Consider the following 21165-nt stretch of genomic DNA (forward strand, 5'->3'; position numbering starts at 1 on the left):
TTATGCAATTGGTTGCGCTTGGAATACATTTTGCGCTTCTGGGAATGACGGAATGGCTGTAGCTGCTGCTTTTGCCCATGTTGAAACAGGATCTTTCCCTTCTTCGTATACCATTCCAATTACGTTACCAATGGTAGTCATTTCTACGTCAGAACCTTCACGGATAAGGCGTGATTCTTCAGGAGTCGGACCATATAACGATTCGCCAAGTGGGCCATCACCAAACATTACGAATTTATTGTCTGGGAAGTAACTTTTTGTTGTATATGTGCCATCCGCGTTTTGCTCACGATATTTGGTGTTTGAAGTTGATTCATACACAGCGATAGTAGGTAAGCCTTGTTGTGTAAAGAAAGCATTTAAATCTGTTAAATTTGCCACGCGAGCAGAACCAGCACCGTATAGATAACCAATAATCTTCGGATTACGTAAAATAAGAGCTGCAATCTTTTTAGATGTTAATGCACGAGTTGGAGTAATATCTAATGCACCAGACCAACGTTCTAAATCCCCTAAGATATCCTCAGTACCTGAACCCCATTGTTCAGCTCCAGCAAGTGCTTCTTTATGATCTGCTGGTACTCCATATCCAACTGTAAGCGTCTTTGGTGTGCCATCTGCTGTATTCAAAGCTAATTTCAATTCACCTGTACTCAGTGCTTGCATACGCATTAGTTCAACGCTTGCACGAACATCATTGGCTGCTTTATCGATTAAATTAAATACTCGTTGCATCAAGTATTGTTGCTCCTGTGCTGTTCGTGGGAATTGCAATGCGATTAAATCCTTTTCAGTAATTTGGTACTTCTTCTTGATATAAGCAGCCTCTAGTACCTGTTTAGCAGCATCTAATGAGCCAATTTCTGCTTCAGTATCAAATGAGTGTACCTTTGCAATAACGGGTAGTTCATTCGCTCCTACGAGATACTCGAACTCTAGTGTGTTGTGTTTAACTTCTGGGAAAAGAGCTTCTCCCACACCATAGCTTTGATATTTTCGTTCCTTCATGTAATCTAATACTGTTTTCTGATCAAATAATTCTAAAATGTCTGGCATATTGTTTTCCCTCCAATTATCGGAATTTAATTTCTTTTAATGCTGTTTTAGCTGCTGCATCTGGAGCAGTAGGTAGACGATCCTCTAAAACGTAAGCTTCCACAATCAATGAACCTGGTTGCGGTCCACTTGACACATCGACGTCGGTATATAGGATACCTTCTGCGGTAGCATCATTTTTAGGTAAGATAGTTCCTGCCTTAACGATCTTCTTTCCATTTGCATCAGGAGTTACACCTACATCACTCACTAAATAGGTAAAGGCCTGCACCTTAGATGATGCTAGGAAATTTACACGTTGAAATTTTTCAATTGGTTTTACATATGGCATATATAGCCCTCCTTATTGTTTATCCCCAAGGGTTTTTACTTGCATCACTTGAGCCTTTGTCATTCGCTATTTTTGCAAAGTTAGAACCTATGTCACTTGTATCTGTACCACCGTCTGCGCCCCCGGCAGGATTCCACCCTCTAAATGTCGGTTGTTGCTTTTCTGGCACAAACAAAAAGGACTTTGATTCTTGCAACGATTTAAGTTGCTCATCCAGTCCTTTTGTAATTTTCCCATCTTCACTTAATTCAATTGTAGTTTTATCAATGAGGCCAGCTACTAAATCAACATCATGTACTTTGCTGTGCAACGACAATTTCAGTGCTGCACTCATGCGTTCGTCTTTCAATTGTTGCTCATACTCCGTTTTGGCCGTTTCATTAGCCTGCTGCAAATCAGTGATTGTCTTTTGTAGCTCATCATTACCTTTTGCTTTGTCTTGCAAATCCTTCAACTGGGTTTCGTGGTTTTTCACTTGATCTTCAAGCGTTTTCTTCGCCTTGTTGACCTCATCAAAGCGTTCTTCAGGAATCATTGTTCCATATTTACCAACGACAGCATCAGCTTGTTCCTCACTTAATCCTATTACAATTAAATCTTCTTTTTTCATTTGATAGCCTCCTAATTCGTGTTTTACGTGCAACGGCACGATAGGTTTAGAAGCTTATTCTTTAACGTCTCTAAGCTCAAAAAAGACGTGAAAAGACAAAATATAAAGCCACTCTTTTGAGAGACTTCACTCAGGATATTATTTTTTCTTTTGAATCGACCTTCTTCGATTTTTTAGTTCTTCCCATTCTGCAGCATTACTGTATTTAACATCTTGGAAATCACTGAATGTTTTAATACCTAAATCTTTTCCGAGTAAAGATTTATACTCTTTAAACTGAATTTTATCGTTGATTGCATTACGTTCTTTTTTCTTAGCAACAAGTATTTTATCTTCTCCATGCTTTTCAACCTGCGTTTGATACCATTCTTCATACTTCATATCCGCTGGTACATAGTACGTCTGCCCATCTAAATCACGGGCTACTCGTTGACTATAATCATCTTCGAACCAAGGTGCTGTAGTTGTACGACATCGTGGGTGAAATGGATTAGCAGTTATGCCAGGTTCAAAGTCTACCATCTTAAATACTTTGCCATCCATCGACTGACAGATGCTACTCGTTTTATGGTCTAAAGTTGCGATTATTTCATAACGCTCTACATCAAGTTCGTTAAATGCATCCTTTTGAGCAGAAGCACTAAAAAACGCTGATTCGGTTAAAACAAGCCGAGCAGCGTTAGAACGTGAAGTATTCATTTTTCTAGATATTGAACTAATCATACGGTCAGGAGCTTCACCACGAGCCATAGATTGTATTAGTTCTGTATGCAATGTATCTAGCAAGAGGTTACGATCACGCCATATTTTTTGGCTGAACGTTTGGCCGTCAGCAGTCCATGGCTTGCTGATCACTTTAGTCAATAAATTCTCATCTAACGCCTGTAATGTAAAACCAATCTCAAAGGCTTTTTGTATCTCATAAGCAGTGTGATAGTACTGTGTTTGATATGCTTCTTTCATCAATCGTTCAAAGCCCTCAATTTGCCCACCATAGAGCTTTTCGGCATGTTGTTGTAATTGTAACTGCAAACTTTCTAAACGGCTTATATGGACACGAGAGGATGCATTTTCGAGTTGTTTCATCCACTTTTGATTGATAGCATTCTTCTTGCCATAATCGATGTATTCATCAACAGTCCATCTAAACTCACGTAATTCATCATTTTTTAGTAACTGTTTAGCTTCATCAAGACTAATCTCATTGTTTTTAGCAAAGCGTTGATACCAACGAGCAATATCTTTCTCGATTTCGCCCATAGTTTGAACATAGGCTTTTTCAAGGTCTTTGTAATAATTAACAGCCTTGCGATTTTGAGCATCTTCCAACAGTTTGAATCGTTTGCGCCAATAGTCTCTACTCTTGGTCATCATCATCACCAGACTTCGCATTCAGCGATTTGAAATGATCATCATAGCCATCGAACTCGTTTAATCGTTTCTGACGTTCTTGCTCATTCCGTTGCATTTCTAGTGGAACGTCTTTAACGTAAGGATGTTGCGCTATTTTGGTTTCCTCAGATAAATAAGGTGATTTATTTAACACATCGACAACTTCCATCTCATTAATAAGGATGTCACGGTTAAAAATGATGTTTACATATTCCCCTTCATAATCACCTTGGCCTGTGTTAGCTAAATGAACATTGATGAACCATAGTAATTCCTCAAATGACGCTTGGAACTCTGTTTCGATACCATCAGCATCAAGATCGATTTCACTATACATAGCTCTAATATTTAATTGATTTGGGTTATTCGCCATACGATCATCTTTCGCATCATAACCTCGTCCATTTTCAATCAAAGCTTTTTTAAATAACGATAAGATAGATTTGTAGTTGTCGGCATTCACTTCAACTGTTAGAGTGTCAACCCCGCCTTTAACCGCATCTGACCGCACTTTAACCACACCATACACTGATAGATTGCGCCTAAACTCCGCTAAGTCTTGTCCATCATAATTGTGAAGCACTAGAAGAGTATTTCGAGCATCCTCCTGCATGTTGTTTTCAAAGTCACTTAACATGATGTTAATACCATCTTGTAGCGATTTTACACGCTTAATTAAAGGGATTTCTTTGTTGTTGAATTTAAACGGAATCAAAGGAGCTCGCTGCCAATTCATACTTAATTCATTTTCACCATCATTGATAGTGATATAGGATGCCTGTTTTTTTGTGACATCTTGCACCAGACGCCCTGCAAACCATTGATAGTGTTCTACTCCGTTGGCGCTATAAACCTCTACCTTTTCTACCACAACTTCTCTATCGCCTTCGTAAGTTTTTACAGCATATAGTCGAATTGCGAAATCAAGAATTGTTTGCTCTGAATCCTTCCAATAAGGTATGATTTCGTGTGGTGGAAATCGTTTTACGGCAAATTCACCGTTTTCATTGTAAAACGGATAAAGCCAACCAATACCACCATTAAAGGAATCCTGACCTATACTTCTTAATGTACGGTGGAATCGTTTGTTGAAAATGTCTTGAAGTTTCTTTAAGTACTCACTGTTTTCTGTTTCAATTGTAATTGGTTTGCCGAGTTGATAGTTTACTTTTTGATCAACTAGCTTAGCATATTGGTTATCCAGTATCTTATTATTCGGTAGGTTATCGTTTACCTCTAAACGACCGCCTTTACCAATGACCCAACGTTTCCGTTCTAAAATATCTTGATTGCCCTCGTAGTAAGCTTCACCAATCAGTATCCACTTTAGTTTCTCTGACCTTTTAAACTTATTAATCTCGTTTTCAAGCCATTTGATGTCAGTTATAACACTCTTTGCACCAGTTGTTATGTTTTCATTGATAACGTCTGTGTCCGTTACAGCACCCTGGTACGGAAAATAACTCATGTTCTCACCTCTTTCTAATCAAAGCTGTATGTGCTGCCACGCATATCTTCTTCAAATGCATAACGAGTACTATCGATAGTATGATTATCCTTGTCCTCTAAGCGAGGAACCGGATTGCCATCTTTATCTGTCTGATAATCGATGTTTTCAAACTCTCTTGCTATGTTTGGCGTACGAACTGGATCAATGCAAATGAAATCTAAGTCGTCTAGCCACTCCTCACCATACTCCACACTATCAGGTCCTTTTTTAACGCCATAAATGCGTGGTATTTGTAGCTCGTCTCTCAATTCAGCAATAGACTTCGGCTCGGCTGAATCGGCTGCCATACGGTCTGATTGGTACCCTTTAGCTTTCAATTTCTCAGCTAATTTTCGGTTACTGATTTTCACACCGTATATTTCATCAATTGCATAGATACCATTCTTCTTTTTGTCATAATGCCAACGGACAAAAGCCAATGGATCTGTAGCATACCCAAAGTCAACTCCATTTCGAACGTTGTCAAACGACGCAACCATCTCATCAGTAATTGAACCCTTTTCAATTTTCAAGTTATCAAACGGCACAACACCACTCCCTATCGCTTCTCCGAGGTATTCCCAACGGTATTTTAATGGCTTATTTTTCTTAACGTTTTCGGCTTCTTCAATAAATTTCTTAGACAAATGCGGATTTCCTAAGTAAGTTGAATGATCTACATAAGTATTAGCATCAATCATTGAGCTCTCATACTTCTTGTTCACCCACGATTGCTTACGTTTCGGTGGATTGTAAGAATAATAAAAAGAGTAGTCAAAAGGGTACGCCTGCTGTCTGTCAGCTTGCGAGAATATCTTCCCTTCCAACTCCTCACGTAGGATTGAGTTTTCAATTGTAGTTACTTCATCTTCTGACTTAAACTCTGCTAATTCCTCGAACCATACGATGGCTAGTGGAAAATCAGCGTCTTTGATAGATTTAATCTTTTCAGGATCATCAGCACCAGCAAAATAAATCTTGTTCCCTCGGCCCAGGTAAGTAATCTCAAGTTTAGAATCAACAAAACGGAATTGGTCACGTACACCCATTATGTTTGCAGCAGCCTTAAAGTTAGCGTACACAGATTTTAAAATGGTGTTCTGTACTTTCCTGATACCAAGTGCCGACACTGGATATTCCATGATGTCTAACAAGATACGCATAGGTATGTGAAATGACTTACCAGAACCACGTCCACCCTTTAATACATAACGTAGATGTTCCTTCGCTCTGGAGGCACGCCAAAATGGTTTGAATTGCTCTGTAATGATACTAGCTAGGCTTATTCGTTTATTATCCATTACACATCATCCACAATCACCACTCTAATTTCTTTATCACGGTTTTTATCAAGATTAGTGATTTCTACCTTAGTCTTATCAATGTTCAACTGCATCTGCTCAAGTTTTAACCTGCGTTCGTCGTCCTCTGTTGTAAGGTCCATGAACTGCTTGACCAAGTTTCGGTGTTCTGCAAATGCCCTTGTCTGAGCCTTAATATAAGATTCATAGCGTTCATGAGCATAGATGACTTTGTAATCAGTCTTGCTCATCCCCTCTGCATCCATCTCACCACTGATTTCTTTTAGATGGTCGAATGGATCTTCAACCCACATAATCTTTTGAGCACGAATGATAGCAGAAAAGCTTAATTCGATTTGTAGCCAAAGCTGATCAACCACATCGAAGTCCTGCAAAGCCTCCATAATCTCGACTTGTTCATCGAATAAGAACTTACTTCGCAAGCCATGAATCATAGCAGCCCTGTTCCGTTTGGTGAATTGATTTTGTGGATTTGGGTTACCACTCCTCTTCTTTACTCGCCCATCCTTCTTAGGTGGTTCATCCTGTAGGATTTCATCGGTATCAGGTTCGGTTGCATCCTTACTCGAAATAGTTGCAACCTTTTGTATTTTGGTTGCATCCTTTTCAGTTGCATCCCTAGACCATTTTTCACGGCTCTTACGGCTCTTTAAAGTCCCAAGCTTTATCCCATGCTTTTCAGCAAGATCAGCTAAAGTAATCTTTGTGGTTTCCCACTCATGTTTAATTTCATCCCAATTAGCCATATCTCATAAACACCACCTCCAGAATCATGTCTGGTTCACGATGAACCTGACCTATATGTATTTCACTCTCAAAAGTAAGTATCAAGGAATCAAAGGGGAGGAAAACTCTGCTCGATACTCACTTTTCAGGGCAAAAGAAAAGCCACTCATATCGAATGGCTCAAGCAAACACTACATTTTCGTACATTCTCTTGGTCTTTAACAGATATTCTCTTGTCTTACTGTGTTTAGTGTATTTAAGAGCTGAACAAATATCGTCATAACGTTTCTGGATGATTGATAAATCACATGTAGTTTTTATCTGAGTATATAAACCTTGTTTTTCAAGCCATTTAATATGCTCAATGTTTTTTGTCTTTAAGTTTGTTTTCGGTCTTCCTAATAAAGCTGTTTTTACTTTGATAAACCATTCTTTTATTGCTTTAATCAACAATTCGAACATTGTTCATCCCTCCAAACTGAGTATTTTGCTCTCAAAACCACACCAAACTCTGCCCTCTCAACTCGTAGCGTTTTGGCTGTTTGATGCAGTTTTCAAAGCAAAAGAAAAAGCCTTCGTAAAAAGGCCTAATCAACGATTACCCAATCCTCTGCTAACATGTCTGCTTGCGATGGTAGCCAACCTGGTTGCATTAAGTTGTTAGCTGTTTTCATACCAACACAATCCTGCATAGGATAACCCTGAAACATGGCGTTACCAGATGGAATAAGTTTTAACCACATGCCCTTACCATTCCAACCCTTTCGAGCTACTTTCTTACCCGATTTTAAAGCTTCAATCGCTTGTCCAAAATTCATTCTAATTCCTCCTTTCTACATAAGAAAAAGCCTCCATCCGAAGATGAAAGCTTAAATATTGTGGTAACCCTAATGTCGAGTGCTCACTTTTGACATCGTGGCAGAGCGTACCACGTTATTTCGTAATTGTGTTTTAGATTTATAGTGCATTTCCGTGCACTTTGAACCTGTAGTAAGTTTGTTTTAGTAAGTTTGACTGAATTCTATGGAAAGTGGACGAAGTTCACATATAAACCACTCCTTCAGTTTTATTAGCCTTTTATATTAATTAAGATACCTAATCTCTTAAAAAATATGGGCCGGCCGTGTATGTCATGCTCCGAACAAGTTTGCTCAGCGCGGGTCGGTCGTCGGTCTGTCTTTCCCTAATATTTAGGTTTTTATAAATACCAAGGGAAGAAACATTTACCTGTCCGACCTCCCCTCCATTTTACATCTTCTATTTTCATTTCACCTAATGTTGAAAGTATGGCAACTTTGGAAAGTATGGCAACTCTGTTGTTTTTATTCGTTGAAATACTATCCACCCTCAATGTAGTTTACGGACCACTCTTTCCATGATTGCTCTAAAAACTCCTCTAAATCCTTGTCATGTTTAGAGTCATAAGCTAATTCTTCAAGTGTAAATTCCTCTTCATGTGTGGCGCCTGCAAAACCAATGCTCAAAGTAAATTTCACTATTTTGTTGGTATCCGTTTCGTTTCACCTCATCATTTGATTAACAATGTTTTCTTTAATATTTCGTACATGTGTATGGCTTAATCCCATATTTATTGCTATCCAACGTTGTGATTTGCCGTCTAGCATCCAGTTCAACACTTGAACCTCTCTATCACCAGTAACATTATCAAGAAGCTTCTGAACCTCTAAAAGCTTTTTCTCGTACTCTGCAACACGCTTAATGTTTTTCGAACGTCTAACAGCCTCCTGCATAATTGGATCACCTACACCGCCTGCTGCCTTTGGTAGTGTAGCCTCAATTCCATACTGTGCCGTTTTTGCCCCTATAACCATTTCTGACCGCATTTCTTTGATGGCGTTAACCATCCAGTGGTAGTCTGTAATCATTGAATCTAAAGCATCTGGTGTAATCGTTAGTGTTCTTTCTTTTAACATAGGTTTGCCCTCCTAAGTTGTGTTATAATTACTTATCTGACTAGCCTAGATGGGCATAAACCAATTCGAGCTGTAGCGTCTGATCACGCTGCGGCTTTTAATCCTTGAAAGGACGTTTTCTAATGCAAAATACAAAAAGTTTTATTGTATACCCAAGAACAAAAATTGATGTAGCTGATCCACGGGTACAAATAATCAATGCTCCAATTAAAGAGAAACTTAAATCATTTATAACAGGTTACTTGCAAGATTATGGTGAACTACCAACTCCACAATATCTCCGAGAAATATTTAGCATCTCTGAACTGGATGCGGAAATGGCAATTCACTTGTTTAGCAACTCTAAATGAGTTGTCTTTTTTATGCGCACAATCCTCAAAATGTTCAGTAACTAAATCGACCGTCGAAGAACTCTCTAGCTGGTCTTGTGTGACGGATTTTTACATAATCGTGTTTCGTTTCATTGTTAAATGGATGATAGTTTACAGCATATTCAGCTTTACTGTTATGACTTAAAATACTGAAATGCGTAATGCGGTAATACTCACCATCTTTCTTTAAAATTACTAATCTTCCTGAATAAATATCGTTATACTCATCTAGTTTTGCATTCAATTCTTCAAAAGATAGTCGTTTCTCAATCGCCCAAATCTTAGTCTTTACCGTCATTTTCATCATTCCTTCTCTTTAATTTTTTTAAATTGTTCGGCTACTTCTCAGACCACATATCATGTAATTTGCTAAATTCACTTTCCAATTCGGATAATTGAACGCCAATCGTGCGGTCCTTTTCATCAACTTCACTTACTTGCATCTGAATATTCTGTAGTTTTGAAATAGCTGTTAAAAATAAATCTCCAGCTGTTTTTAAATCATTTCGAGATTCTTTAATTTCCTTTACCATTTCATCAATTACAACGGACGGTTCTGCATACATACCTGTTGCCATAACTTCATCAACGCTGTATAACTCTTCACGAATACTTGCTAATCGAGCTGTTAACCGACGTTCTGTCATTCTTTCACTCTCCTGTACAATATTTTTCAACTAACCACTTTCCTCTTACCTAACAGCCCTCCAGCCCTTGGCCTAATTCATCCTGCCATTGTCTTATATGGTCAATTGTTTCTTGCCAGCCATCTCGACATTCTTTAAAGTAAAGCATAGATTCAACAACTTTATCTTTATCACAATCGTCAGCGGTCATAGTATTTAGTTTATTGTCCAAACTATCAAAACCTCGTTGGCATTCATCACGCTTTTTATACGCCTCTTGCATAGCTAATTGTAAGATTATCTGACGTTCATTTATAATTTTGAAATCCAAATTTACCAACTCCCTTACTGCATATTTTCTTTCAAGATTGATTATGATAGGCTGCCATCCCAAAGCACTGCCATTTCTTCATGTTTTTCTAACTGCGTAAATACAAAGTTCATATCCATTAAACTTCCATCTTCATTTGTTCCACGTGCCATACGTACTGCTGCGTACACTTCTGAAACAGGTTTCGCTTCTTCTGTCAGCTCCTCTAGTTCAGATTCATCGCCAGCTACTTCATCAATATATACACGAGCAGCTCCCTCTTCATTTCTCGCTTTAATAAGCGCATAATAAGGCTCTGAAAACTCGAAATATTGTAAAGGAATACGTTCCCAAGAACGCCCGTTTTTGTTATCAATGCATTTTACACCGTACTTTTCCAATCGTTCGAAATTGCTTTCTTCATCATCATTTGGACTGTATACCAATTTGTTATCTTGCGTAAAAATATCTAATTGGTGATCCAATCCCCACATGATTGCGTCAAAATCATCTTCGATAGCAATTGTTTGATATTCTTCAAATAGTTGCCATGCTTTAAATTTGTATTCCATTTCTCCATCTCCTTTATTGAACAATTTCTTTCGATTCTTCACTTCTTCCACCTACGTAAATTACTAATATGTTCCAGTTCTTTCCCAATGCTACGTAGTTCTCTATAAACCTTGCATCCTCTGCATTTCTTGGTAGGATCATAGGCTCTCTTTTTCGGGCACCCTTTACACTTTAGAAAAGCTATGTGGTCCTGTTGATTGATTAGCCTGGCTCTACGTTGTTTGACTTCCTTGCGAACTGTATTCATTTCCATCACCCTGCTTTTGCCTCTTTACGTGCTTTCCTAGCCTTTTTAAGATCATCATGAGTTATCCAACCACCATCAATCTTTGAATACGTTAGAAGCTTTAATTCGTGAGGAAAACGGTATTCGAATAACTTCTTCCTCAATTCAAATTGCTGTGTAACCATTCCCTTAATATCAACCACTTCTGTATGTCCATCTGCATAATGAACTGTGAAATCTGCGTTATAACCAATCTCACGATATTTCTTACCGTTCTTTTCGAACTTCGGCAGTAATACGAATCTAGGCTGTAATTCAAAGGAGGTCACAATGCCTTGCGCTTGTAGATGTTTCAAATGATCGTAATATTTTGCTTCCATTGCTGAATCGAATGTATTTCCATCACGCACAACTTTCTTGTTGCCGTATTTCGCTTTGCTCATGTTTGCCTCCTGTTAGCACTCTTAAAAGTCTGCTGATAAAACAACCTAATGCCGTTCTATCAGCAGCGTGTATATTTAAGCTGTTTTACTTTCCATCACTTCATCGATTGTAATTTGGTTTTTATTGAACTCAATCTCTGATTGTTCAGTTTCATGCTTTTTCTTACATGTTGGCCCCATACCTACATCAATTGATTTTTGAGACTTTAGTTGGCGATTACAACGTTCACATAGTTTCATCAATACCCACTCTCCTGTCTAGCATGATTCACCTTATTTTTATCGTAGTAAGCTTCTTCGACTTGATCCCATTTGAAGCCTAGCAACTTACCTAACAGATAAAATTCCTCAAAAAGCTCCTCCCAAGAGTCGGTATTCTCCCACTGATCCACTTCAAGGATTCTAGAAGTAATCTCTAAAAATTTACGTGTAATATCTGATTCATCAGTTGTAATGTCATCCCAATCTAAAGTTGGATTAATGACTAATTCCAACCCAATACTCAAAATGAAATGCAAGCAGTCAACGTATTCTTCAAGGAGTGGGTTAGTTACTTTCTCGATTTCTTGTCCATCAGGTAGAACAAGGTATTCACCGGAGTATATTTCGGTCCTTGGCTTCTGGTCCTTACTCCACTTCTTAAACCCACGCCATTCGTTCGCGCATTCCCCTAACTCAACCTGTAACGCTAACAACTTCCAGTCAAGATTGTTCTGCCCTCGTAGCTCTGGATGTTCCTGAATGATGTGCTCGTCCAATGCTGCTTGTGTTTCAAATAGTTTTGTTAAGTTCATTGTTTTCTGCCCCTTTTCCGAATTTCATTAAGACTTGATATGGCTTTGGTTCATGATCGTAAAATTTAATATCGCTGATTGGATACCAATGGTTCCTTGCTTCTGCTTGGATTTGTTTATTGAGCCTATCTCTTGTTTTAGCTTCAAGGATTTTCTTTTTTGGTTGTTTCGTTATCATCAGTGATCACTCCTTACATCAGAATGGCAAATCTGATTCATCCACCTCTATTGGTGCCTTTGAATTCGCAAACGGATCTTCATTCCCCTGCATATAACTTGGCTGGTTGTTATTACCGCTATATTGCCCCTGTGAACTGCCTTGATACTGTCCACCTGTATTTGTACTAGATTCGTGGTTTGATGCGCCCTGCGAGCTCCCTGTGCTGTTTCTCGGCTCTAAGAATTGGATGCTGTCTGCTACAACGTCAGTAGTAAACACACGCTTTCCATCCTGCCCTTCATAGCTACCTGTTTGAATTCGCCCTTCCAAACCTATTAGACTAGCTTTCTTCATGAAGTTAGCTAGATTTTCAGCCTGTTTACGCCAAGCCACACAACTAATGAAGTCAGCTTGTTTTTCTTCACCCTCTTTGTTGAATGCACGATTTACTGCAACTGTGAAGCGACATGATGCGATTCCATTTGGCGTATAGCGCAATTCAGGATCTTTTGTAAGTCGGCCAACTAAAACGACTCGGTTGATCATGATGTTACCTCCAGTAGGTGACTGTCTTCGTAGATGTTGCCAATGATTTCATACGTAATTTCTGTGTATTTATCAGCAAAACCTTTTGGGTTTATAAGGTAAATACAATGTGTAACGCCATCGTCGGTATATTGTGCTTTATATCCACACTCTTCTAAATCAAAAACTACTGTACCGATTTCCTCATATACTTCGTCTATTCCATTTGTGAAACGGATTATATCCCCCTCAAAAATCTCTGTACCATGCTTGTCCTTTAAGCCTGTGTATTGCAGAAGAATTACATCTGAATGTTCATCAAAATGCATCCAGCCTGGTTCTCGTTCATAATCCACATTTTCAGGTTCTACCCATATACAATGAGCTGTATAATTTTCATCTGTTGTATCTGTATTACCTACAAGCACTTTATAAGACATGAAGTTGTATGTTTTATCCCATGCTCGAAACTTAATCTCTCTACTCATGCTGAAACCTCCCTCTTATCCCACACCTCAATTATTTTGAATCCCTCTCTTTTGAGTGATTTAAAATCAGGATGTGCAATTGGTATGCCGTTGCGTCGTCTCATGCAGCCATCGCCCCTTCCAACGTTCCGATATAGTAATCCGTGGCTTCTTCCCGGTCCTTTAATCCCTTTAAAGCGATTAATTGATCAAGACGTTTATAAGCCATTCTTTCGTTATGTTTACCACCAAACTCTTGATGTTGCCCTAGATAGAAAGTGATTTGATCAATCAGAAATTGTTCATTCAAGAAAAGTACTCCTCTCTAATTCTTTATTTTGAAACTGCTCGACCTTTGCGATGATATGGTGCCATTGCTGTATTTCTGTAGCATTTAAAATCCTCGTTAACTCACCATCCCTAATCATGATTTTGCTATTACTACGTGTGATGATTTTGTTTCCGTTGGACATCCAATTCACCATCCAATGCTTCGTGCGCTATTTTATAAGCAGATGTTTCCCAACCTTCCATATTTGGTGATTCGACTTCCATGACTTTTTCTAGTGCTTTACGTAGTCGTTCAATTTCTTTAACAGCATCAGATTTTTGTTTTGCAAGCTTACCGTTGTGGTCCATCCGTTTGAATAAATCTGTGGTTAATTGTTCATTAAATTTAGATATTTGCTCAATCGTTTTCTTGTCATTTCTTTTAGCAAGTTCGTAAAGTTCGCAACGATTCTGCAACCTCTCAACCTCGGCCACAAGTGCTGGCACATCTTCGCGAGCATTAGCTATAAATGCAGCATCTAATTCTTTATTATCAGTCCAAACATCTGCTACATCTTGTGTATGTTTCAGATAAACCGTACCGTCAGGACTGGAATACCATGGCCCCGGCGTAGCCTTCTCCACACGTTCTTTAATGGCATTCAATTGTTCTTGCTTCATCCTCATTCACCCCTTTAAATAGCCAATCTCTTTGGCATAGTCGATTATTTCTTGCTGAATTTCATCGCTGTGACCCCAATCACCACTGTATAAACCACCATAGCCATACGTGCCGTTACAAGGAATGCCAGTGCGAATAAAATTAGCAAATTCTGAAACTAATGCTCGTAATGTACCTCCGTGACTAAAACCTTGCCAGCTCCCATGTTTGACCATCGGTATTTCTGTTTGAGTGTAATCATCAACATAATAAACACGATTGTTTTTTATTTTCATGTAAGCTGTGAAATCTTTATTTTTATCTAATAGAGTTTCTTCTCGATAAAAGAATCTACGACCTCGTTCTGAAATGAAACGAATAAGACTATTCATGATATTTAAACGATGCTGTTTAGGTGTAATATCAAGCATCTTCAATACTTTGCGTTCAACCTTTGCATCACGCGTAAATTGCATTTCACTGTATCGTCGTGGATTTGGGTTTACTGGTTCATCATCTTGGCAACCTTCCCGATTCAATTGATGCTGAAAGCGATCTTCAGGACACCATTTCAATCCGCCCCACGATACCCAATCTTCTTCCGAAACTGTAACTCTTACTAAGTTCAATGATTTATCGTTCTTACTTAACCAAGCCCATTCATCGAATTGCATCTGCCACGGTTTATATGAATCTCCAAAAAGCATCGTAGTGTTTTCAAATTCTGCTTTAACTATCATCCCTTCACCCTCCATCAAGGGGCTGTTGCCCCTCTAAAATCCAATATTTTTAATACGTTTGTCCGTTGTTTCTGTAAAAATAATCGTTTCTAAATTCTTCATCATGCGGCTAATTAGCTTTGGATCATACATATTCATTAGCGCTTTACTTGATAGATTCGTAGTTACGATTGTTGATTTATCTTGTCTTCCATTAACAACAGCTCGTAATAATCTGCTGGTGAAATCCGTAGCCTGTTTGTTCGTATCGATGTTACCTGTTTCTGCTCCTAAATCGTCCAGTACCAAGTAGTCAACGTTCGTTAGTAAATCGGTGAAATACTGCTCAGTGAATGGAGAGTCCTTGTCGTTAAAACTAGATCTAATCTTTCTCAACATTTCATCGATGTCGATATACAAACATGATACATGCAAGCTATTGAGAGCCTTTAAGATGCTCATAGACAAGTGACTCTTCCCAACACCTGGCTTGCCGTTAAACCAAAGATTGAAACGGCGGCCTTGTTGGTAGCGTTCTAAATATTGCAATGCTTTTTGTTTATTTGTCTGTTCTTCGGCTGTCCGTGCAATATAGCTATCAAACGTGGCATCTAATAATGTTTTGTCCTGTATCAAACTTTTATTTGCGAGTGTATTAAACTTAACCTTTGCTTGCTGTTGCTGGAGTTCAGCTTTAAATTCAGCTTCGAATGCAGCATTTTCTTTCTCGCAAAAGCATCTAGGACAAGATTCTTTACCATTTACGATCATCAGTGGAATATCATGTTTCTCACATTTACTAGAAGCCCACATCAACCCCGAGTTCACTTTGTGTAGTACGCTGTCCTTTTGTAGTGTTGTGTTGATTGCCTGCAAGTTGCTGCGCCTCCTTTTTAGCTAATAGTTGGATAGATGTTACGCCTTCATGTTTCCAGTTGCGTAATGTTCCAGTAGCATATTTTTCTTTATTTGTAACTCGGCTATTTATAAGTGCTCGCTCAAACGCTTCGATAATAAGATCCACATCATGATAGGTTGCTAGGTAGTATTCAATGTCATCTCGTAACTTATCACTAGGAAACTTTTGCAGACGACTGACAAAAAACTCATATAGCTTTTGAGCATGCTTCGTGTCTGTAGTCAGTACTTGGTTATTATCAGTATTTGGTTTATTCAATACTTGGTTATTATCAGTACTTAGTAGTCTGCTGTTTTGTACATCTTCATTTTGTACATGTACGTTTTGTACATCTTCATTCTCTACATGTACAAAACCGCAAAGTAGAGAATCTTCTTTTTCTTGAGGAACTTCATGAACTATCGTTTCCCAACTTGCAATGCGTTGCCCTTCGCGTACAGGTTGACGTGTAATGTATCCATGATCTTGTAGTTCCTTAAATCCAGCCCTAAAAGCTCGCTCTCCATCAGTTGAGTGCGTCACTAGTTCATTCATGTGGAACACCCAATCATCCGGCATTGAAAGCATGTATGCCATTATGCCTTTAGCTTTCCAAGATAGCCGGTTATCGTTCAATGCCGTTCGATTCATCACTACATAGTTGCTGTTCTTAGCCACTCGGATGATGCCCATTTGCCCTCGCCCCTCCTAGCCTTTGTATGGTCGAATAATAACCTTGTCGAAATGCTCTAATTCGAAATCCCAGTCGTTAAATGGAGCAAGTAATTCGACTACTGAATCGGTAATTACAATCAATTGAGTTTCGCCTTCGTTTCCAACTTCCTGTACTCCAATACAACTTCGTAGACTGTGTATTAAAGCCTCATGCCTAATTTCATCCCTTTTCAACCTTTCGTATTCTTCAACTGGCATCGTTACTGTAATTTGTTTATCCATGCCTCGCCCCTCCTAGTACGTTTTCACTGACTCCCAACCATTCGCTTCACATGCTAGATTGAATTTATCTACTGGTATGTCGATGTTCACTGGCTCATAAGTTTTTAACCATTCCGTTACGTCATAACTGACCACAGCTTTGTCACCATACTTTTTTATCATCCCTCGCTTATGTGCCTCTGATAATAAACGCACCTCTTCGACATCTTCTGGACCTGGCTTTTGACGATCGTTACGAACAATGATGAAAGCATCTTGGATATCGTCCATCGTTATATCACCGTCTGGATCACTGAAATCTGCTACTTCAATATCTGCAGCTAGATAACGGCTTTCCTTTTCTTTGTGCTTTAACACAATGACTGGCACAGTAGAGATAATTTCATCCTCGCCACCGAAGATGTTTTGTTGAAATACTTGCATGGTTTGCCCTCCATATTTTCAATATTCAAATTTTTAATCACAGACTTATTCATAAATCCCACATTAATCGTATTCAGGATTAGAAATCTCTAATTCACACGATTCTTCATCAATAATTAACTTTGCTCCACTTGTATAAATCTTGAATAACGTTTCTTCCAGTCCGTGCAAACCGTTTAATACTGCTTTAACATCAAATTCATTGATATTTCTACGACTGTAACTTTCCTTATTATTTATTTTTACAGAACAAACTTCGCCTTCACTGTTTACAAGGAGCCTGTATTTGCAATCGTATTCACTTATATCGTTTCTTGAATCTAATCCAATCCACGACGAGCCATATGGATTGTCTACATGTAACGTCATTTCGTGGTATTCTTCATAACCTAAATCATCTAAATCCTCAATTTCCTTCGAAAGTTCTTTAACTAATTCGGATAATTTGTATTCACGTTTTGTATCAGATAACAGAACTTCGATTTGATTTTTTATTTGAGCTACGCCTTGATTTGTAATCTCATCATCCAGCTTATCTTTAATTGCTTGTAAAATTAGATGGTTATATGATGCAAGATTTAAGTCTTTGAAGTTGATCTGTAGCGCTTCATTTGCTTTTTCTTTAAGTTGCTTAGAAAAATCACTCCAGTTACCAAACAAGTCCTTAACAACATCATTCACAGTGGATTCAACGTGTTTATCAACAATCTCTTGAACCTTTCCTTCTGATTGCATTTTCGCTAAACTATCCATCACCATTTTATTTAAGTCCATTTATTTCTCCCTCTTTCATTTATTTTTCTGTGCATCTATAACAGTCCGTCCTGTCTCTCACAGATTGCCAAACTACCACTAACCTTGGTCACCCTATAGTTTGGGTATCTACGCATGTAATCCAGCACCAAGCGTCTGATTTCATCGTTATCCTTCGCCTGCTCAAATATCCAAGCAGGCAGAAGGACTTTGTGAGGCACGTTACTGTTCAATAATCAATTCCTCTTGAGTTTGTTCTTCTTCAATAACTGAGTAATCTGTAACATCGATAACATCACTCATATCCTCTGAAACCTCGGTTTTGATCGTTTCATCAGCCTCTACAACCTTCTGTAGCTCAATTGATTTTGGAGCGTATTTTAGTACTTCTTTGAGTACAGTTTTCTTAGCCATCGCGTCATAATTGGTTTTCCATGGGCTTGTCCAACCCTTTTGAACAGCTTGAGAGAAGGTCTTAGCATGCTTATCAATATGCTCTCGTGTCCAGTACACAAAGTCATATCCACCGTTTTTCAAGTGGTATACAGCGTAGTAGCCGATTGGCTCACCTTCTGGATTTGTTGATGGCACATGCACTAAATCCTTGTGTAATCCGTATGCAAACGAAAATTTATCCTCTGCATATACTTCGTGTGCATAAATAGCCTTGTACTGACCACTACGTACAGCTAGATCGATTAAACCTTTGTATCCTAGTTGGAACTGTACTTTGCCTCCATAAGGGATTAAATAGGCTTGTCCAAGCCCTGTATTTGGTTCCACACCTAGTTGAGCTGATTGCATAAGCGCAGCTACAAAACTGATTTGGTCGCATTCCAGTAACTTTGGAGTTGTTCGAACTGCTGTTAAAGCGATACGAGCAATTCGATCAGCGTCCATGTGTTTTGGTAAAGCACGTTGGATTTCAGGACCCATCTTTTTTAACAAAGCATTTAAGGATGTTTCAGGAGAAGCTTGCTTTGATACTTGATTTTGTGACTTTGCTTTTAATTCATTTGTAGTAGCCATTTATTAAGCCTCCAATTTTTTTATTGTTAGTCGTCGAGAAGATGATGGTTTAATGAATTTGTCGTAAATATCAGGGGCGTCTACTTTCAGTCGTTTACTATCAACACGATTCGAAACAACCGTCTTAAATGTCACCTTATGACGTTGAGAGTGCCCTTCTGTAGCGTTTTCTAACCTGAGCTTTAACTGATTCTCATACTCTTTCTTTTGTTGCTCTAACGCTTTAATTTCGCTTGAAATGGAATCGATAGCATCCAGTAGGACATCATCATCCTTTGTGAGCATGATGGCCGTACCATCATCTTGTGGGTACATTTTTTTGATTAAGTCGTTTGTTGCATCTGAACCATCAATAGGTGGCGCCACATCTTTTAAAACGTGATTCTCCCAAAAGTCTTTCTCTCGATCTATGAGGATTTCTATAAATTCGTCGTCACGTTCGATTTCTTTCCAGATGAATTTGTTGCCACCAATCAGTACCGCAATATAAGCCTTTTCAAAGCCTGTAACAGCTAGATAATGATGGACTTGGCATAAATAACTTGCTGGTATTTCCTCACCTTCCCATTCACCCTTTAAATACTCATTAGCTGTTTTACATTCAAGTACAGCTCGCTCACCAACGACTACTCGATCTAGATTAGCCAACATAAAATTGTGTTCTGGATGAACCAACATTTTGTTCATACGTCTCACTTTTTTACCTGTACGTTCTGCAAATTCTTCAGCAACTAAATTCTCAAACTTATTTCCGAAATGAATAGCTTCATTTTCGATCTTCTCGTAAAACTGACCTGTCTTTTCTAAAAATAGTTGGTAAGCACTTTTATATGGATTAAACCCCATAATTGTCCCTGCATCAGACCCACCGATACCAGCGCGACGAGCGTCTAACCACTCGTCACGACTCATATCAGCAGTTGTAATTTTTGCTAAAACCATGCAAATTACTTCCTTTCGTGATATGATGGTAAAAATGTTTTTTCCTAAGCCACTATTCTGAGTAGTGGTTTATTTTTTTGTGCAAAATACCGCATTGTGATGTTCCTCAAGGTACGTATGAATGTTATCCATGTGGACGATATCACCGTTTTGAAACTTCATGAAATCATCATTGAAAACTATTAAACTACCATAGATATCTCGAAAATCATTTTTCATTTCTACATAACGAAATGTTGGCACCTTATTGGTTGGCTCGAACGTACCAAGAACCATTGGATTCTCTACTTCCATAAGTTGTCTCATGCAATCACCTCACATTTACAACAAGCAAATGATATGCCATATTTGTTGAGTTTGTACTGTACACATTGCTCACCTTTGTAGCCTATAAATCTCTCGGTTTCATAGTCACCTAGCTTTTTTATAGACTCTAAAGAACAAAGTAATACTGAGACATCAATATCAGCAGCACCAGCGCTATACTCGGCTTTGAGTACATCTTCTGTAGATATGCCATATCGCTCTAAAATCAGTGGCAATTCAGCAATCTTAGATACTGCATTAACTAATTTCATATAGATCAATCCTTTCGTATATTTTTGATGGATAACCACCAATCTACTTACATCACGTCTTGGCGTTGGCTATTGCTGCTGCTCGGGATTTAAACGGTCCGTCTTGGCATGCTCCGCTCGGTTTATATAAGTAGATTGCTAGCCCCATCAAGCAACCAACAATTTTGGCAAAGCTTACCGTAGGGAGACGGCAAATTGCTGGCTGCTTGACGAGGGCGAATTTTCATTCGCAAACGTCTATGATTATAAAAACGAATTCACAACAGATTTGAATAACTTGTACTTTGTGCGCTGATACTCTGGTAACTCGTCATATTGTTGGATACATGGATGTGTTTTTAACTCTGAGTCCATTATGTGCCCATAAACCCAGCCTTCTTCACGCATTCGGACCAACCAATGTTCATGCATTTCTTCTGGTGTACGTTCATTTTCTAAAGCAAATTTGACTCCCCTTATAGCAGATTCTTTTTGCCAGTCAGGAGCAATATCCCATAGTGTTTCCGAAAAATTGTATTGGCTCTTACAGTATTCGTAGATAACGTTGTTACAGATTTTTGCAATTAATTCTATATTCATT

Annotated in this window: 35 protein-coding genes; 1 reads left to right on the plus strand and 34 read right to left on the minus strand. The window is 38.6% G+C overall.

Annotated elements, in window-relative coordinates; translation table 11 throughout:
* The 11 genes from AC6BKE_RS25830 to AC6BKE_RS25880 form a co-directional block, all read right to left on the minus strand.
* Positions 1-1056 (minus strand): major capsid protein, encoded by a 1056-nt coding sequence (locus tag AC6BKE_RS25830; protein ID WP_499858257.1) that lies wholly within the window; start codon positions 1054-1056, stop codon positions 1-3.
* Between the two features lie 16 nt (positions 1057-1072).
* On the minus strand, positions 1073-1387 hold the full coding sequence (locus tag AC6BKE_RS25835; RefSeq protein WP_203582573.1) for a hypothetical protein: 315 nt from the start codon (positions 1385-1387) through the stop codon (positions 1073-1075).
* Between the two features lie 19 nt (positions 1388-1406).
* Positions 1407-1997, minus strand: coding sequence for a phage scaffolding protein (locus AC6BKE_RS25840; protein WP_499858258.1), 591 nt, complete (start codon positions 1995-1997; stop codon positions 1407-1409).
* Positions 1998-2135: 138 nt separating this feature from the next.
* Positions 2136-3368 (minus strand): minor capsid protein, encoded by a 1233-nt coding sequence (locus tag AC6BKE_RS25845; protein WP_499858259.1) that lies wholly within the window; start codon positions 3366-3368, stop codon positions 2136-2138.
* Positions 3355-4857, minus strand: coding sequence for a phage portal protein (locus AC6BKE_RS25850; protein ID WP_499858260.1), 1503 nt, complete (start codon positions 4855-4857; stop codon positions 3355-3357). Before AC6BKE_RS25850 ends, AC6BKE_RS25845 begins: the two co-directional genes overlap by 14 nt.
* A 14-nt stretch (positions 4858-4871) precedes the next feature.
* Positions 4872-6179 carry a PBSX family phage terminase large subunit gene (locus tag AC6BKE_RS25855; RefSeq protein ID WP_499858261.1) on the minus strand — a complete coding sequence of 436 codons (1308 nt, stop codon included), beginning with the start codon at positions 6177-6179 and terminating at the stop codon, positions 4872-4874.
* Positions 6179-6946: a phage terminase small subunit gene (locus AC6BKE_RS25860; RefSeq protein WP_499858262.1), complete on the minus strand. Its 768-nt coding sequence runs from the start codon at positions 6944-6946 to the stop codon at positions 6179-6181. Before AC6BKE_RS25860 ends, AC6BKE_RS25855 begins: the two co-directional genes overlap by 1 nt.
* A gap of 160 nt (positions 6947-7106) precedes the next feature.
* Positions 7107-7388, minus strand: a complete 282-nt coding sequence (locus tag AC6BKE_RS25865) for a hypothetical protein (protein ID WP_499857816.1) — start codon at positions 7386-7388, stop codon at positions 7107-7109.
* 125 nt (positions 7389-7513) lie between these two features.
* The gene (locus tag AC6BKE_RS25870) at positions 7514-7744 is read right to left on the minus strand and encodes a DUF2829 domain-containing protein (protein WP_499858263.1); all 231 of its coding nucleotides are present in this window, start codon (positions 7742-7744) and stop codon (positions 7514-7516) included.
* A gap of 519 nt (positions 7745-8263) precedes the next feature.
* Entirely contained in the window at positions 8264-8422 is a 159-nt protein-coding gene (locus tag AC6BKE_RS25875; protein ID WP_499857817.1) for a DUF7167 family protein, read from the minus strand.
* Between the two features lie 24 nt (positions 8423-8446).
* Positions 8447-8860 carry a LuxR C-terminal-related transcriptional regulator gene (locus AC6BKE_RS25880; protein ID WP_499857819.1) on the minus strand — a complete coding sequence of 138 codons (414 nt, stop codon included), beginning with the start codon at positions 8858-8860 and terminating at the stop codon, positions 8447-8449.
* A gap of 122 nt (positions 8861-8982) precedes the next feature.
* On the opposite strand from AC6BKE_RS25880, the gene AC6BKE_RS25885 reads away from it, so the two are divergent.
* On the plus strand, positions 8983-9210 hold the full coding sequence (locus tag AC6BKE_RS25885; RefSeq protein ID WP_499857821.1) for a hypothetical protein: 228 nt from the start codon (positions 8983-8985) through the stop codon (positions 9208-9210).
* A gap of 34 nt (positions 9211-9244) precedes the next feature.
* On the opposite strand, the gene AC6BKE_RS25890 is transcribed toward AC6BKE_RS25885, so the two are convergent.
* The 23 genes from AC6BKE_RS25890 to AC6BKE_RS26000 form a co-directional block, all read right to left on the minus strand.
* Positions 9245-9529: a hypothetical protein gene (locus tag AC6BKE_RS25890; RefSeq protein WP_499857823.1), complete on the minus strand. Its 285-nt coding sequence runs from the start codon at positions 9527-9529 to the stop codon at positions 9245-9247.
* A 40-nt stretch (positions 9530-9569) separates the two neighbouring features.
* On the minus strand, positions 9570-9878 hold the full coding sequence (locus AC6BKE_RS25895) for a hypothetical protein (protein ID WP_499857825.1): 309 nt from the start codon (positions 9876-9878) through the stop codon (positions 9570-9572).
* A gap of 49 nt (positions 9879-9927) precedes the next feature.
* Complete coding sequence (locus AC6BKE_RS25900; protein WP_499857826.1) at positions 9928-10188, minus strand: hypothetical protein; 261 nt, start codon at positions 10186-10188, stop codon at positions 9928-9930.
* A gap of 41 nt (positions 10189-10229) precedes the next feature.
* Positions 10230-10739 carry a YosH family protein gene (locus tag AC6BKE_RS25905; protein WP_499857827.1) on the minus strand — a complete coding sequence of 170 codons (510 nt, stop codon included), beginning with the start codon at positions 10737-10739 and terminating at the stop codon, positions 10230-10232.
* Positions 10740-10992: 253 nt separating this feature from the next.
* Positions 10993-11409: a DUF1064 domain-containing protein gene (locus AC6BKE_RS25910; protein ID WP_330493025.1), complete on the minus strand. Its 417-nt coding sequence runs from the start codon at positions 11407-11409 to the stop codon at positions 10993-10995.
* Between the two features lie 75 nt (positions 11410-11484).
* The gene (locus AC6BKE_RS25915; RefSeq protein WP_499858329.1) at positions 11485-11649 is read right to left on the minus strand and encodes a DUF6011 domain-containing protein; all 165 of its coding nucleotides are present in this window, start codon (positions 11647-11649) and stop codon (positions 11485-11487) included.
* Entirely contained in the window at positions 11649-12203 is a 555-nt protein-coding gene (locus AC6BKE_RS25920; protein WP_499857829.1) for a dUTP diphosphatase, read from the minus strand. The genes AC6BKE_RS25915 and AC6BKE_RS25920 overlap by 1 nt, the downstream gene beginning before the upstream one ends.
* On the minus strand, positions 12181-12381 hold the full coding sequence (locus tag AC6BKE_RS25925; protein ID WP_499857830.1) for a hypothetical protein: 201 nt from the start codon (positions 12379-12381) through the stop codon (positions 12181-12183). The genes AC6BKE_RS25920 and AC6BKE_RS25925 overlap by 23 nt, the downstream gene beginning before the upstream one ends.
* A gap of 18 nt (positions 12382-12399) precedes the next feature.
* A complete protein-coding gene (ssb, locus tag AC6BKE_RS25930; RefSeq protein ID WP_499857832.1) occupies positions 12400-12909 on the minus strand; it encodes a single-stranded DNA-binding protein in 510 nt (169 codons plus the stop codon).
* Complete coding sequence (locus tag AC6BKE_RS25935) at positions 12906-13376, minus strand: YopX family protein (RefSeq protein ID WP_499857833.1); 471 nt, start codon at positions 13374-13376, stop codon at positions 12906-12908. Before AC6BKE_RS25935 ends, ssb begins: the two co-directional genes overlap by 4 nt.
* A gap of 100 nt (positions 13377-13476) precedes the next feature.
* Positions 13477-13665, minus strand: a complete 189-nt coding sequence (locus AC6BKE_RS25940; protein WP_499857835.1) for a hypothetical protein — start codon at positions 13663-13665, stop codon at positions 13477-13479.
* Between the two features lie 131 nt (positions 13666-13796).
* Complete coding sequence (locus AC6BKE_RS25945; RefSeq protein ID WP_499857836.1) at positions 13797-14306, minus strand: hypothetical protein; 510 nt, start codon at positions 14304-14306, stop codon at positions 13797-13799.
* A 6-nt stretch (positions 14307-14312) separates the two neighbouring features.
* Positions 14313-15026: a YoqU family phage-derived protein gene (locus AC6BKE_RS25950; RefSeq protein ID WP_499857839.1), complete on the minus strand. Its 714-nt coding sequence runs from the start codon at positions 15024-15026 to the stop codon at positions 14313-14315.
* A gap of 33 nt (positions 15027-15059) precedes the next feature.
* A complete protein-coding gene (locus tag AC6BKE_RS25955; protein WP_340811275.1) occupies positions 15060-15881 on the minus strand; it encodes an ATP-binding protein in 822 nt (273 codons plus the stop codon).
* Positions 15805-16596, minus strand: coding sequence for a DnaD domain protein (locus AC6BKE_RS25960; RefSeq protein WP_340811277.1), 792 nt, complete (start codon positions 16594-16596; stop codon positions 15805-15807). Before AC6BKE_RS25960 ends, AC6BKE_RS25955 begins: the two co-directional genes overlap by 77 nt.
* 15 nt (positions 16597-16611) lie before the next feature.
* Positions 16612-16860: a hypothetical protein gene (locus AC6BKE_RS25965; RefSeq protein WP_340811278.1), complete on the minus strand. Its 249-nt coding sequence runs from the start codon at positions 16858-16860 to the stop codon at positions 16612-16614.
* Between the two features lie 12 nt (positions 16861-16872).
* The gene (locus tag AC6BKE_RS25970; protein ID WP_340811279.1) at positions 16873-17283 is read right to left on the minus strand and encodes a hypothetical protein; all 411 of its coding nucleotides are present in this window, start codon (positions 17281-17283) and stop codon (positions 16873-16875) included.
* Between the two features lie 63 nt (positions 17284-17346).
* Complete coding sequence (locus AC6BKE_RS25975; protein ID WP_499857842.1) at positions 17347-18057, minus strand: hypothetical protein; 711 nt, start codon at positions 18055-18057, stop codon at positions 17347-17349.
* Between the two features lie 201 nt (positions 18058-18258).
* Entirely contained in the window at positions 18259-19065 is an 807-nt protein-coding gene (locus AC6BKE_RS25980; protein WP_499857844.1) for a recombinase RecT, read from the minus strand.
* Positions 19066-19068: 3 nt separating this feature from the next.
* Complete coding sequence (locus tag AC6BKE_RS25985; RefSeq protein ID WP_499857846.1) at positions 19069-20007, minus strand: YqaJ viral recombinase family nuclease; 939 nt, start codon at positions 20005-20007, stop codon at positions 19069-19071.
* A 69-nt stretch (positions 20008-20076) separates the two neighbouring features.
* Positions 20077-20313, minus strand: a complete 237-nt coding sequence (locus tag AC6BKE_RS25990; protein WP_499857848.1) for a YqaI family protein — start codon at positions 20311-20313, stop codon at positions 20077-20079.
* Positions 20310-20585 (minus strand): hypothetical protein, encoded by a 276-nt coding sequence (locus AC6BKE_RS25995; RefSeq protein WP_499857850.1) that lies wholly within the window; start codon positions 20583-20585, stop codon positions 20310-20312. The genes AC6BKE_RS25990 and AC6BKE_RS25995 overlap by 4 nt, the downstream gene beginning before the upstream one ends.
* A gap of 243 nt (positions 20586-20828) precedes the next feature.
* On the minus strand, positions 20829-21164 hold the full coding sequence (locus tag AC6BKE_RS26000) for a RyR domain-containing protein (protein ID WP_499857852.1): 336 nt from the start codon (positions 21162-21164) through the stop codon (positions 20829-20831).
* Position 21165: the final 1 nt, after the last annotated feature.

The organism is Lysinibacillus sp. COL-1 (assembly GCF_059814265.1).

Excerpts from the sequence above, each read along its gene's own strand:
- AC6BKE_RS25995 (WP_499857850.1), bottom strand. The coding sequence starts at position 20,585 with ATGAAATTAGTTAATGCAGTATCTAAGATTGCTGAATTGCCACTGATT.
- AC6BKE_RS25985 (WP_499857846.1), bottom strand. The coding sequence starts at position 20,007 with ATGGTTTTAGCAAAAATTACAACTGCTGATATGAGTCGTGACGAGTGG.
- AC6BKE_RS25890 (WP_499857823.1), bottom strand. The coding sequence starts at position 9,529 with ATGACGGTAAAGACTAAGATTTGGGCGATTGAGAAACGACTATCTTTT.
- AC6BKE_RS25845 (WP_499858259.1), bottom strand. The coding sequence starts at position 3,368 with ATGACCAAGAGTAGAGACTATTGGCGCAAACGATTCAAACTGTTGGAA.
- AC6BKE_RS25965 (WP_340811278.1), bottom strand. The coding sequence starts at position 16,860 with ATGGATAAACAAATTACAGTAACGATGCCAGTTGAAGAATACGAAAGG.
- AC6BKE_RS25925 (WP_499857830.1), bottom strand. The coding sequence starts at position 12,381 with ATGATAACGAAACAACCAAAAAAGAAAATCCTTGAAGCTAAAACAAGA.
- AC6BKE_RS25910 (WP_330493025.1), bottom strand. The coding sequence starts at position 11,409 with ATGAGCAAAGCGAAATACGGCAACAAGAAAGTTGTGCGTGATGGAAAT.
- AC6BKE_RS25975 (WP_499857842.1), bottom strand. The coding sequence starts at position 18,057 with ATGGACTTAAATAAAATGGTGATGGATAGTTTAGCGAAAATGCAATCA.
- AC6BKE_RS25830 (WP_499858257.1), bottom strand. The coding sequence starts at position 1,056 with ATGCCAGACATTTTAGAATTATTTGATCAGAAAACAGTATTAGATTAC.
- AC6BKE_RS25835 (WP_203582573.1), bottom strand. The coding sequence starts at position 1,387 with ATGCCATATGTAAAACCAATTGAAAAATTTCAACGTGTAAATTTCCTA.
- AC6BKE_RS25850 (WP_499858260.1), bottom strand. The coding sequence starts at position 4,857 with ATGAGTTATTTTCCGTACCAGGGTGCTGTAACGGACACAGACGTTATC.
- AC6BKE_RS25980 (WP_499857844.1), bottom strand. The coding sequence starts at position 19,065 with ATGGCTACTACAAATGAATTAAAAGCAAAGTCACAAAATCAAGTATCA.
- AC6BKE_RS25905 (WP_499857827.1), bottom strand. The coding sequence starts at position 10,739 with ATGGAATACAAATTTAAAGCATGGCAACTATTTGAAGAATATCAAACA.
- ssb (WP_499857832.1), bottom strand. The coding sequence starts at position 12,909 with ATGATCAACCGAGTCGTTTTAGTTGGCCGACTTACAAAAGATCCTGAA.
- AC6BKE_RS25870 (WP_499858263.1), bottom strand. The coding sequence starts at position 7,744 with ATGAATTTTGGACAAGCGATTGAAGCTTTAAAATCGGGTAAGAAAGTA.
- AC6BKE_RS25950 (WP_499857839.1), bottom strand. The coding sequence starts at position 15,026 with ATGATAGTTAAAGCAGAATTTGAAAACACTACGATGCTTTTTGGAGAT.
- AC6BKE_RS25970 (WP_340811279.1), bottom strand. The coding sequence starts at position 17,283 with ATGCAAGTATTTCAACAAAACATCTTCGGTGGCGAGGATGAAATTATC.
- AC6BKE_RS25865 (WP_499857816.1), bottom strand. The coding sequence starts at position 7,388 with ATGTTCGAATTGTTGATTAAAGCAATAAAAGAATGGTTTATCAAAGTA.
- AC6BKE_RS26000 (WP_499857852.1), bottom strand. The coding sequence starts at position 21,164 with ATGAATATAGAATTAATTGCAAAAATCTGTAACAACGTTATCTACGAA.
- AC6BKE_RS25880 (WP_499857819.1), bottom strand. The coding sequence starts at position 8,860 with ATGTTAAAAGAAAGAACACTAACGATTACACCAGATGCTTTAGATTCA.
- AC6BKE_RS25935 (WP_499857833.1), bottom strand. The coding sequence starts at position 13,376 with ATGAGTAGAGAGATTAAGTTTCGAGCATGGGATAAAACATACAACTTC.
- AC6BKE_RS25915 (WP_499858329.1), bottom strand. The coding sequence starts at position 11,649 with ATGAAACTATGTGAACGTTGTAATCGCCAACTAAAGTCTCAAAAATCA.
- AC6BKE_RS25990 (WP_499857848.1), bottom strand. The coding sequence starts at position 20,313 with ATGAGACAACTTATGGAAGTAGAGAATCCAATGGTTCTTGGTACGTTC.
- AC6BKE_RS25855 (WP_499858261.1), bottom strand. The coding sequence starts at position 6,179 with ATGGATAATAAACGAATAAGCCTAGCTAGTATCATTACAGAGCAATTC.
- AC6BKE_RS25895 (WP_499857825.1), bottom strand. The coding sequence starts at position 9,878 with ATGACAGAACGTCGGTTAACAGCTCGATTAGCAAGTATTCGTGAAGAG.
- AC6BKE_RS25860 (WP_499858262.1), bottom strand. The coding sequence starts at position 6,946 with ATGGCTAATTGGGATGAAATTAAACATGAGTGGGAAACCACAAAGATT.
- AC6BKE_RS25885 (WP_499857821.1), top strand. The coding sequence starts at position 8,983 with ATGCAAAATACAAAAAGTTTTATTGTATACCCAAGAACAAAAATTGAT.
- AC6BKE_RS25840 (WP_499858258.1), bottom strand. The coding sequence starts at position 1,997 with ATGAAAAAAGAAGATTTAATTGTAATAGGATTAAGTGAGGAACAAGCT.
- AC6BKE_RS25920 (WP_499857829.1), bottom strand. The coding sequence starts at position 12,203 with ATGAACTTAACAAAACTATTTGAAACACAAGCAGCATTGGACGAGCAC.
- AC6BKE_RS25945 (WP_499857836.1), bottom strand. The coding sequence starts at position 14,306 with ATGAAGCAAGAACAATTGAATGCCATTAAAGAACGTGTGGAGAAGGCT.
- AC6BKE_RS25960 (WP_340811277.1), bottom strand. The coding sequence starts at position 16,596 with ATGGGCATCATCCGAGTGGCTAAGAACAGCAACTATGTAGTGATGAAT.